Origin of the sequence: Pseudomonas sp. 313, assembly GCF_000316965.1 — a bacterium.
Lineage (GTDB): Bacteria > Pseudomonadota > Gammaproteobacteria > Pseudomonadales > Pseudomonadaceae > Chryseomonas > Chryseomonas benzopyrenica.
Window position 1 is genome coordinate 1 of the sequence record NZ_ANBZ01000001.1, and the last position, 10,005, is coordinate 10,005.

The window sequence follows — 10,005 nt, forward strand, 5'->3', positions numbered from 1 at the left end:
TAGGGAAGAGCAGCATCTCCCAGGTGAGTATTGCCACGACGACTTCGACTCAGAGCCACCGTTCGATCCCGAGCTTGAAGCCGCGATGGAGGCAGAATTCGAGCGCGAAATGGCGAGCGAAAAGCCAATCGCCGACGAGTTGTGGCGCGTCGACGAGGATTGCCGCCAATTCGCAGCACGCGGGCCTGGATGGCCCTACCAACATCACCGATCGGCTCAGGTTAGCCCATCCAGCCGTACGAACAGCTCGTCGATTGAGTACCGTTCCCAGTCCGGTACCAACGACGCGATGGCAACGCCGCAGCGATAACTCAACTTCCCATAGAAAGTATCCTACGCGCGCTGCAGACCTTTCCCTGTAGGGAAGGTCCATCAGGTCTAATTTCCTGGGGTCGTCATTTCGACGACCGGGTGTGAGAGCCCGCTTTTAGACCTAATGGCAGCTTTGTCATGGCAGCCGTGCGCGGGCAGACTTCGGTCTGGCCGGGTTCCTAGGTCTCCGGTCTCTCACCCCGCGTATGGCTGCCACCCTAATCCTGTGAGAGGGACTGGGAGACAGCTCCTGTTTGACCTAGGAGTTTCGCCATGAAAAAGATCGTCCCCGATCCGCGCATTACGCTACCCCCGGCAGATCATCACCACCCCCTACTTCACCATCCACAGCGACCTGACGCCCACCGATTCCCTGGCCTACGCTTGCGAATTGCTGCGCGGTCTCTTCGAGACCACCGACGACTATTGCTACGCCCATGCGAACGAGCCGGGCCACGGCATGCTGGTGAATGTGTTGCATTCGGCCGAGACGGCGAAGGCGCTGATCGAACTTGCGCTCGCCAAGCTGCAGGCCAGTGAGCGCCAGGAGGTGATGACATGAGCGCGCTTCCCGAGGCCGAGAAGGCCACTACCGCAGATGTGACGAGCTTCATCACGAACCAGAATCCGCCCATGGACTTGTTCCACATCAGCCCTGGCGTGCCCTGCGACTATGCCCTGGAACAGGCCTCGACCCTGTTGGGGTGCGTGCACAAGCTGATCCTCGCGGGGGCTGTGGATGAAGATGGCGACATGATCTGGGCCGCCTATTACCTGAGTGGGCTTGCCCAGGCGATTCTCGCGGATGTGGAGGCTGGGCGGATGCGGAACAAGCGGGAGAAGACTGTTCTGAAGGCCTAGAAATCCTGTGGGGAGTCCACTCAGCCCGCTGGGCTGCGCGATCGGGCGCGTAGCGGCCGTAGATGGCATGCCGGGTGCGATAGCCGCGGATATCCCCCCGGCTGATTGGTAAGCCGTGGGCGCAGCGGCGCACCTTGCGCCGGTGCGCGCGCTCACGCCAGTCAGAAGCTGTAGTTGAAACGCCTCATCACATTGCGCGGTGCCGTGAACACCGTACAGACCGGTTTAGCTGTAGTACTGCGAGGCGGCTTACTCAGCAACCGCGGCGGTCACGATGATCTCGACCAGCACATCCGGCGCGCCCATGTCGCACTGGGCGGTGGCGCGCGTGGGGGCGCAACCCGGTGCGGTCCAGGCGTTCCAGACCTCATTCATGCTGTCGAAGTCACGGGCCAGGTCTTTGATCCAGATTTGCGCTGTCAGCACCCGGCTTTTGTCTGAGCCCGCCTTCTCAAGATAAGCTTCAATTTTCGCCAATGTATCGCGTGTTTGGCCGGCGATATCTTGAGTGCGGTCATCGGCGGTCATCCCGCCGACATAAATCACACCATTATAAATAACGACCCGGCTACGGCGCGGGTCAGTTTCGATGCGAACGATATCACTCATATAGGCTCCTGGATTTTAGTATGAAGAACGGGCGAACTAATGTGTAAGTTCGCCCAGTAAAATAGGTTTGATAGGGGCGCGAACGCGGTAGTGGCCGACCTCGTTAGGATCGACGTTGCGCGTTTTCGCGATAATTTCGGTGACGGTTAAACCGCAGAAACGTCCTTGGCATGGCCCCATGCCGCAGCGGCCAAATGCCTTGGTTTGATTCGGCCCATGGCAGCCCAACGCTACATAGCTGCGAATCTGCCCAGCAGTCACTTCCTCGCAGCGGCACACCAGCACGTTATCGTCTGCGGGAATTCTATTTTCCTCTTGGGGGCGATAAAGAACATCCAGGAACTTTCTGATGCTCGTAGCGTTTTCCAACTGCTGAGCCAGTCCGGCCAGTTGATGTCCCAAGCCCTGCAAACTTCCAAGCTGCGCCCCAATTGCCAAGGCCGCCAAGCGTCCCTGTACAGCAGATGCCTTGGCGCCGACGATGCCTCGGCTATCACCGGCGACGTAGATCACGGTGTCGCCCAGGCGTCCATGCTCATCGGTATGCGGCAACCAGCAAAGTTGCTCGGGGCTCCAATAGTGCGCGGCGCCCGTCGAGAGGCTGAGTTGCGCATTCGGGACCACCCCTTGATGCAGTAACACCAGAGAAGACGCGACGGACGTGCGCTGCCCGCGATGTTTGAATTGAATGCCTTGGGCCGCATGGTCCCCCACGATTGCCAGGTCGGTAGCGCCCGAGTAAACCTTGACCCCGTGACGCTTGATCGACGCGAGCAGCTTCATGCCCTTGGCAAGATCACGCCAGCCTTTGAGCGCACCAGCCGCTTCGCGCAACGCCCGGACATAAGCCGACTGTGGTGTGGTGTCCACCAACGCCTTGATCGCCACGCCTGCCCTGAGGTATTGCCAAGCCAAGAGGTAGAGCAGCGGACCGCAACCGGCGAGGACAACGGGCTCGGTAGGCAGTGCACCAGCCCCTTTGAGCATGATCTGACCGGCACCCGCGCCCATTACACCAGGTAACGTCCAGCCTTTGATGGGGAATGGTCGCTCCATGGCGCCGCTGGCCAGTACGACATACTTGCCGACGATGTCTTCATTATGGCCATTGGCGATGTAATTGATTTCCCCCGAAGCGGCCACGTTCCAGACCACCGCACCGGTGATGTGGATAGCACCGCTGGCTTTGAATTCACGAGCAAGGGCTCGGCCTGCGACGTAATCCGCGCCGAGGATGTGTTGTATGGCTTCAGGAGCGGACTCGATCCGCCGATAGATCTGGCCGCCGAGCGCTGGTTGCTCGTCCAGCACGACCACCGTCAACCCCTGGGCGCGTGCCTGGCAGGCTGCGGCCATTCCAGCTGGGCCGGCACCGACGACCACCAGGTCTACCGGGACATTATTCATGGCACCCTCCCATTTCGCCGAGGTCCAGTGCCACAGCGCCGAGTTGACGCCTGATATGCATGCCGTCGCGCACCGGGACCATGCAACTTTGCCGTGCGGGTACGCCGTCGATTTCAACGAGGCATTCAAAGCAAACACCCATCATGCAGTACGGAGCGCGGGAAACATTACCGACGATACTGGAGCGGAAATCACGGGCGCCTTGGGTCAGCAACGCGGCAGCCACACTGATGCCCTCGGCGACGCGCAATTCTTGCCCCTCGAATGTGATTTTTACCGTCCGCCCAGCAGGCGCGTTCGAAACAGAAAAAAGCGGCTTAGTGGTCATGGGTAAAACTCGCGTTGGGGTCTAGGAATCTGTCGCTGTGGAACCCTTCGAAGTTCGGGGGTGAGGGTGTTATGCCCCCGACCCAGGGCCCGATGACGTAGGCGTGGATTGCCGCCAGTGTCACGCCGCTATGACAAATAACGGCATAGGCCCCTGGGCACGTCGTCGAACTCTGGTACACCGGGTAGCCGTCGGGGGTTAAAGGCCGAATGGCGCCCCATGCTCGAACGAGCCTCACATCCTTGAGGGCGGGAAACGTATCTACAGCCCGTTCGGCGAGCCAGCTGATCTTGTCAGGTGTCGTGCGATCATCCAGACCGACATCTTCTGAAGTCGAGCCGATCTGCACCGACCCTTCCTTGGTCTGCCGCGCCTTGTTCGTCGGGTAGGGGATAAACGGCTTGAGCCGCTCGGTGATCAGCACTTGCCCGCGCGTCGGGCGGGTTGGGGCATGCAACCCCACTTGCGATGCCAACTCGGAGATCCCGATACCGGCGGCGAGTACGAGCCTGTCGCTGTTCCAGGATTGGCCATCCCGGGAACGCGCCGTGAATTTACCGGTACCGGGGTCCTGCGAGACCGCAACAACGTCAACGCCAGAAATGATATCTGCCCCCTTCATTTTCAGACCCGCATGCAGTGCCCTGAGCAGCATCAAGGGGTTGGCGTGGCCATCATGAGTACCGAAGCTTCCGCCGACGACCTTGGGGCCTAGCCCAGGCAAATGCTGCCTCAGCTCTGCAGGGCCCATCATTTGATAGGGGATATCACCCACTGCTTTGTTGATTTTCTCAAGCAAGTCCGCCCGCGCTTGTACCTCTTTTTCGCTGAACCCAAGCCAGAAGCCGCCCGTTTGCTCAAGCCCCGTATCGACACCCGTCAGGCTGAGCAACTCCCGGTGCAGTTCCGGCCACTGTCTTACGGCATCGCGCGTCCATTGCGCATAGCGGGGCATCCCACCACCTTTGCTCGATAACCAGACCAGGCCAAAATTTCCCCGAGAGGCGCGTAATGCGGCATCCCCTTGGTCGAGGACGGTGACCTTAAGGCCCCTGCGCGCGGCACCGTAGCCAATTGCCGCGCCGACGAGTCCACCGCCCACTACGATCATGTGTTCTTTGCTCATACTTCACCTCCGCAACTGTGCGGCAGCTCTTGAAAAAAGGGCGAGCGGGTCCTCGCTGCCAAAGTCTTTGGAAGCGAAAAGTGCACCTGGGCCTATTTTTTACCGATTAATACTTTGTCCAAACCGACAATACGGTCTAGCAAAAACATGAGGATCATCGTTCCCACAATCATTACCGTGGAAACCGAAGTCGTCACCGGGTCGGTCATCAATGCGATCCGTTCATACAGGGCAACCGGAAGTGTCGTAGTACCCGGGGTGGAGACGAATATCGTCATGGTGACTTCATCGAAACTTTGAATGAAGGCCAATAACCAACCGCCGGCCACGCCTGGGAGAATCAAGGGAAACAACACTTTCCAAAAGGACACATATTTAGAGGCGCCGAGTGAGCGTGCCGCCAGTTCCGCATCGCGATCAATCCCGATGACAGCCGCCAGGGTAAGCCGCAGTGAGTAAGGCGTGACGATCAATGCATGCACCAATAACAGCCCGATGAACGAACCCGAAATCCCCGTCACTGAAAAGAACCTGAGAAACGCTACACCAAGCACGACATGAGGAATCATCAAGGGGGAGAGAATCAATGATGTAAGTGCTTCGCGTCCGGCGAAACGGTATTTGGCAATAGCTATCGCGGCGGGTACCGCGACAATGGACGCAATCGTCGCCGCGCCAAGCCCCAGCCACACCGAGAGCCAAAACGCATTGATCAACTCCGGGGCGTCCCAAATGGCTTTGTACCACCGCCACGAGGCGCCGTCGAAAGGCATCGATATATAGCCCTTGTCTGAGAAAGAGACCAATACAATGATCAACAGCGGCGCCACAATGAAACTGACGAACAGTGTGTGGAAGAGTATTGCAAAGGGTCCGTTACTTTCCAGGCTGCGATCACTCATACGAACACCTGCTTGAATTTTCGCTCGATCAATCGATTGCTGCCGATCACCACGAAGACAATGGCAATAAGCAAGAGCACCGCAATGGAAGCGCCCAATGGCCAGTTCATCGTGGAGAGAAATTCATCGTAGATCGCCGTGGTGACGACTTTGACGCCGCGACCGCCGATCATCGCCGGCGTGGCGAAGGCCGAGGCAGACAAGGTAAAGACGATGATCCCGCCAGACAAAATACCCGGCATCAGCTGCGGCAGCACAACGCGCCTGAAGGTGGTCACCGGGCCGGCCCCGAGGGAGCGGGCCGCATGGGCAATCTGGCCATCGACTTTTTGCAGCGTGCTCCATACCGAGATCACCATGAAAGGCATCATCACATGGGTCAGGGCAATCACTACCCCGGTCAGGGTAAACATGAGCTGTAGTGGCTGGTCGATCAGACCGAGTGCCATCAGCGCTGAGTTGATAAAACCTTCACGTCCCAACAACAGCGACCATCCCAACGTCCGTACCACCACGGAAATGAGTAACGGGCCGAGTATCACGACGAAAAAGCCACCTTGCCATGCGGGCCGCATGCGCGAAAGGATCAGCGTTTCAGGAACGCCAATGGCAATGCAGACGGCGGTGACGCCCAGTGACATCAAAGCGGTACGGGCAAACAGCTCGTAATAGAAACTGTCGCTGAGTACCTCCAGGTAACTGGCCAAGGTATAACTGTTTTGAGTGCCACTCATGGCGTCGAACACATTGAATGAAAGCATGCCAGTCAATGCGATGGGTACGACGAGCAACCCTAGAAACAACAGGAGCGCGGGCAGCGAGAGTACCCACTGAGCACCATTGGCGCGGTAGGTAGTGTCAGCCATGGGCGGCCTCCGCGGATACGACCTGCAGGTCGCCGTCGCCCCAACCGATGCCGACCGTTTCGCCTTCTTGAGGCTGGCGCTCGCCATTGTTCGGTGCTGTCATCTTCAACGCGCCCAAGGCGCTTTCGATTTCGTAATACCACAGGCCACCGAGGAACAAACGTGATGCAATACGCCCCTCGGCTTTCCCAACGCCGGGCGGGGTGAAGCGGATGCGCTCAGGCCGGATGAACAGTATGGCGTCGTCGCCCACCTTGAGCTGCTGCCGGTTCGCGGGCACGACGATGCCGTCCAGGTGGACCAATGCCTGTCCCTGGGAGATGGACTTCACCTTGCCCATGAGAATATTGGTCTGACCCAGGAAGCGCATGGCGAAGCCGGAGGTGGGCTGGTCGTAGACATCTTGAGGCTTACCCAGCTCTGCGATGCAACCGTCGGCCATCACAGCGATTCGGTCGCTCATTGTCATGGCTTCGACTTGGTCATGGGTGACCAAGATAGTAGTAATGCCGAGCCGGCGCTGGAGCGCCCGGAGCTCAACATGCATTTCACCCCTGAGCTTAGCGTCGAGGTTCGACATAGGCTCATCGAGCAGCAAGACACTCGGACGGATCGTCAAAACCCGTGCGATAGCGACACGCTGCCGTTGGCCACCGGACAACTCCCGTGGATAACGCGCCCCGAGCCCCGACAGACGGACCATCGCGAGCGCTTCTTCGACACGCGTCGCCAGCTCTTGTTTAGGCACTTTGCGCATCTGCAACCCGAAGCCGACGTTTTCGGCAACGGTCATATGCGGGAACAGTGCATAGCTTTGGAATACGATGCCCATGTCACGTTTTTCAGGCAGCATGCTGGTGATGTCGTTGCCACCGAGATGGACAGAACCCGTGGTAGGGGAAATAAATCCCGCGACCATCTGAAGTGTCGTCGTTTTTCCGCATCCCGAGCCACCCAGCAGCGAGATGAACTCACCGCTCTTAACCTCTAGGTCCAAGTTGCGCACAGCGGTAAAGCCGCCCGAATAGGTTTTCGAGAGCCCTCGGATAATCAAATTACTCATGGCCAATACTCACTATTATTATCATCGTCGAGAAAAGCGCTCACTCAACGGTACGGCTCCACTGTTTTGTCCATTCAGCACGTTTACGGTTAACGGTGTCCCAGTCTATCGGCACCAGCTGCGCAAGCTTCTCTTCGCCATAAGGGACCTCTTCGGCCAAACCCTCTTCGAGCTTGGCTTGCCGGTTGACGGGGCCGAAGCCCTCGGTGGCGAACTTGGCCTGCACACTGGGAGACGCCAGGTATTGAATCAGCGCTTGAGATTTTTCTGCGAGCTTATTCCCGGAAACTACACAGGCCGAAGCAATAATGGCGGGTGTGCCTTCTTTTGGATAAACAAACTCGATAGGAAAGCCTGTTTTTTTCAACGCCACGGCACGGTTGCTACCCCAGACAGCAATATCGATATCGTTGCTCTGGAACATCTGCGCTAATTGGGCATTCGAAGAGGTCCACGCCAATACATTGGGCGCGACATTTTCACGAACGGCTTTGAAGCCTGGGTCCATATCATGCTCACCGCCACCGTTGATGCGGGAGAACATGATCAAGGTATTTAGGCCGAACGTACCGGAGATAGGGTTGGAGGCGACGCGCTTGGCATATTTGGGGTCCGCGATGTCGGACCACGATGTGGGCGCCGCCCAACCATTCTTGGCGAAGACTGCTTTATTGTAGGCAATGCCCGTCGCCACCAGCCCGATACCGACCGCCTTACCCTTGAAGTTCGAGGCTGCGGCGATATCGTAGATGTCCTGATACACCGGCGACTGCGCCAAGTTATCGCACAGGCCAAATTGCACGGCGTAATGCATGGGGCCGTCGTCAAACAAGGCAACGTTGATTTGCTGACTGGCTCGCTGCGCTTGCAATTTGGCAAGGTTTTCACTCGAGCTGCCCGGCACATAAACGACGTTGACATCATGCTTGGCTTCGAACTCGGGAAGGATGACCGTTTCAAAGGTCTTTTGAAAGTCGCCGGAATACCCTGCGAAATAGAGCGTGTCTTGCGCATACGCGCCGCTGCTAAGCGTAATGGCGCTGGCCAATGCAAAGGTGTTGATTTTTTTCATGTCAGCTTCCCCTCCTCACGCGAGTTAACGAGGCAGTGGTCCGCCTCTGTTTTGACTCAATTGGGTAACATCAGTCGGCAGGGGCCCAGCTTCAATGCACGGACTATAATTGTTGTCTTCCAGGAGACGCTTAGCGCCCCAGTTCCGGCTGAACACAACGTTAAGGGGAGCAGCGGTGGACAAGCAAATAGAATATCGCCTTGGCCTATGCACTGGTGATATACCCCCCCTCCCGGGAGCAATCCCTACGCCGGCGCTTTACACCCGAGGCTCTCGAGTTCGCGGGCCAGCACGTCTTTGACGGTCGTCACGAAGTCTGAAATCAACCGATCGTTCGCGCGCTCTTTGGGGTAGATGATGTACCCCTGATGTTTTACGGTGGGCAGAAAAGGCCGCGTCACCATGCCCGAATGGCGGTAATCCAATGAGGCGAGCGGGTTCACGATCGATAGGCCTAGCCCCTGCATGACCAGCGAACAGGTGATTGAACTGTAAGAGGTCTCTAGGCGAATGTGCCGGTCAATACCGGCGTTTTCAAAATGGGTGTCGACCAGTGAGTAGCCATGTTCGGTGCGGGGCAGTGAGATGAAAGGCTCATTCGCCAGGTCCTGGGGGGTTATCACGTCCTTGCGTGCGAGCCGATGGTCTGCAGGCATCACGCAGACGGCGTCTACCTCATACAGGTGCTCATAGGCCAGGCCATAGTTGTTATTGACCTGGGAGACCAAGCCGACATCACAGGTTTGATCTTCAACCCAGCGTGCCACTGTCGTTGCGTGGCCGGTATGGATGGACACGCTGACTTCGGGCAGATTTTGACAAAACTGCTGCATCACCCTGGGCACCAGGCCCAGCGCAAGCATCTGTACTGCGGCGACCGTCAGCGCGCCACCGCTGAACCGCTTGATCCGCTTGGCGGCTTCGTCCAGATGGTGCAGCCCCGCAAAGCTTCGTTGTACCTCCTTGAAGAAGGACCGGGCGTCACTGGTGGGCACCAGTCGCCCTGGCAATCGCTCGAAAAGTTTCAAGCCGGTTTTTTGTTCAAGCAGCGCAATCGCTCTGCTCACATTAGGTTGTGAGGTGTGCAGCGTCTGCGCGGCCGCAGTGGTTGAGCCCGACAACATGACGGCCCTGAACGCCTCAATTTCAGAGAACCTCATCATGGAAAAGTCTCCAATATCGCTTTCTCCACAGCGCCAATATTCAGCTTGCCGGTATGCCGAATCAGTGTTTCAGCCTCTCTCAAAGCAATCACCCCCAATGCAGGACTCGCGCAGCGCTGCGTTAAACGCTTAATGTACCCCAGGTCCATCATCACACGGCGACGGGATGCCGCTTTGTGCGGCCTTGACGGACCAGGTGTTGGTGCACGACGCGCTATCCGAGGTAGGAATTGGATAGAGCTCCAAGTTATGTCATCTGTCACACGGATTTTCCGTCAATGCGCACGGACGCCTTA

12 protein-coding genes are annotated in these 10,005 nt (G+C 57.8%); 3 read left to right on the forward strand and 9 right to left on the reverse strand.

Annotated elements, in window-relative coordinates; genetic code table 11:
• The 3 genes from C722_RS26500 to C722_RS0100015 all read left to right on the forward strand — a co-directional run.
• Positions 1-310, forward strand: a 310-nt coding sequence (locus C722_RS26500; protein ID WP_037062736.1) for a hypothetical protein, incomplete at its 5' end; no start/stop codon positions are given.
• Between the two features lie 393 nt (positions 311-703).
• The gene (locus C722_RS26860) at positions 704-874 is read left to right on the forward strand and encodes a hypothetical protein (RefSeq protein WP_017638570.1); all 171 of its coding nucleotides are present in this window, start codon (positions 704-706) and stop codon (positions 872-874) included.
• Positions 871-1,173 (forward strand): DUF3077 domain-containing protein, encoded by a 303-nt coding sequence (locus tag C722_RS0100015; protein WP_009681603.1) that lies wholly within the window; start codon positions 871-873, stop codon positions 1,171-1,173. Before C722_RS26860 ends, C722_RS0100015 begins: the two co-directional genes overlap by 4 nt.
• A gap of 249 nt (positions 1,174-1,422) precedes the next feature.
• Here C722_RS0100015 and C722_RS0100020 read toward each other — a convergent pair whose 3' ends face one another.
• The 9 genes from C722_RS0100020 to C722_RS0100055 all read right to left on the reverse strand — a co-directional run bounded on the left by C722_RS0100020 (position 1,423) and on the right by C722_RS0100055 (position 9,709).
• Positions 1,423-1,782: a RidA family protein gene (locus tag C722_RS0100020; protein WP_009681604.1), complete on the reverse strand. Its 360-nt coding sequence runs from the start codon at positions 1,780-1,782 to the stop codon at positions 1,423-1,425.
• Positions 1,783-1,818: 36 nt separating this feature from the next.
• Positions 1,819-3,189, reverse strand: a complete 1,371-nt coding sequence (locus C722_RS0100025; RefSeq protein WP_009681605.1) for an FAD-dependent oxidoreductase — start codon at positions 3,187-3,189, stop codon at positions 1,819-1,821.
• Positions 3,182-3,517, reverse strand: a complete 336-nt coding sequence (locus C722_RS25520) for a (2Fe-2S)-binding protein (protein WP_081594548.1) — start codon at positions 3,515-3,517, stop codon at positions 3,182-3,184. The genes C722_RS0100025 and C722_RS25520 overlap by 8 nt, the downstream gene beginning before the upstream one ends.
• A complete protein-coding gene (locus tag C722_RS0100030; protein WP_017638571.1) occupies positions 3,507-4,643 on the reverse strand; it encodes an FAD-binding oxidoreductase in 1,137 nt (378 codons plus the stop codon). Before C722_RS0100030 ends, C722_RS25520 begins: the two co-directional genes overlap by 11 nt.
• Positions 4,644-4,735: 92 nt before the next feature.
• Positions 4,736-5,530 carry an ABC transporter permease gene (locus tag C722_RS0100035; RefSeq protein ID WP_026083549.1) on the reverse strand — a complete coding sequence of 265 codons (795 nt, stop codon included), beginning with the start codon at positions 5,528-5,530 and terminating at the stop codon, positions 4,736-4,738.
• Between the two features lie 11 nt (positions 5,531-5,541).
• Positions 5,542-6,411, reverse strand: coding sequence for an ABC transporter permease (locus C722_RS0100040; RefSeq protein WP_009681609.1), 870 nt, complete (start codon positions 6,409-6,411; stop codon positions 5,542-5,544).
• On the reverse strand, positions 6,404-7,474 hold the full coding sequence (locus tag C722_RS0100045; protein WP_017638573.1) for an ABC transporter ATP-binding protein: 1,071 nt from the start codon (positions 7,472-7,474) through the stop codon (positions 6,404-6,406). Before C722_RS0100045 ends, C722_RS0100040 begins: the two co-directional genes overlap by 8 nt.
• Positions 7,475-7,514: 40 nt before the next feature.
• On the reverse strand, positions 7,515-8,546 hold the full coding sequence (locus C722_RS0100050) for an ABC transporter substrate-binding protein (RefSeq protein WP_009681611.1): 1,032 nt from the start codon (positions 8,544-8,546) through the stop codon (positions 7,515-7,517).
• Between the two features lie 245 nt (positions 8,547-8,791).
• Complete coding sequence (locus tag C722_RS0100055) at positions 8,792-9,709, reverse strand: LysR substrate-binding domain-containing protein (protein ID WP_009681612.1); 918 nt, start codon at positions 9,707-9,709, stop codon at positions 8,792-8,794.
• Positions 9,710-10,005: the final 296 nt, after the last annotated feature.

Bases quoted from the DNA above. Each gene is read 5' to 3' on its own strand.
- C722_RS0100015 (WP_009681603.1), top strand. From the start codon at position 871: ATGAGCGCGCTTCCCGAGGCCGAGAAGGCCACTACCGCAGATGTGACG.
- C722_RS0100020 (WP_009681604.1), bottom strand. From the start codon at position 1,782: ATGAGTGATATCGTTCGCATCGAAACTGACCCGCGCCGTAGCCGGGTC.
- C722_RS0100025 (WP_009681605.1), bottom strand. From the start codon at position 3,189: ATGAATAATGTCCCGGTAGACCTGGTGGTCGTCGGTGCCGGCCCAGCT.
- C722_RS25520 (WP_081594548.1), bottom strand. From the start codon at position 3,517: ATGACCACTAAGCCGCTTTTTTCTGTTTCGAACGCGCCTGCTGGGCGG.
- C722_RS0100030 (WP_017638571.1), bottom strand. From the start codon at position 4,643: ATGAGCAAAGAACACATGATCGTAGTGGGCGGTGGACTCGTCGGCGCG.
- C722_RS0100040 (WP_009681609.1), bottom strand. From the start codon at position 6,411: ATGGCTGACACTACCTACCGCGCCAATGGTGCTCAGTGGGTACTCTCG.
- C722_RS0100045 (WP_017638573.1), bottom strand. From the start codon at position 7,474: ATGAGTAATTTGATTATCCGAGGGCTCTCGAAAACCTATTCGGGCGGC.
- C722_RS0100050 (WP_009681611.1), bottom strand. From the start codon at position 8,546: ATGAAAAAAATCAACACCTTTGCATTGGCCAGCGCCATTACGCTTAGC.
- C722_RS0100055 (WP_009681612.1), bottom strand. From the start codon at position 9,709: ATGATGAGGTTCTCTGAAATTGAGGCGTTCAGGGCCGTCATGTTGTCG.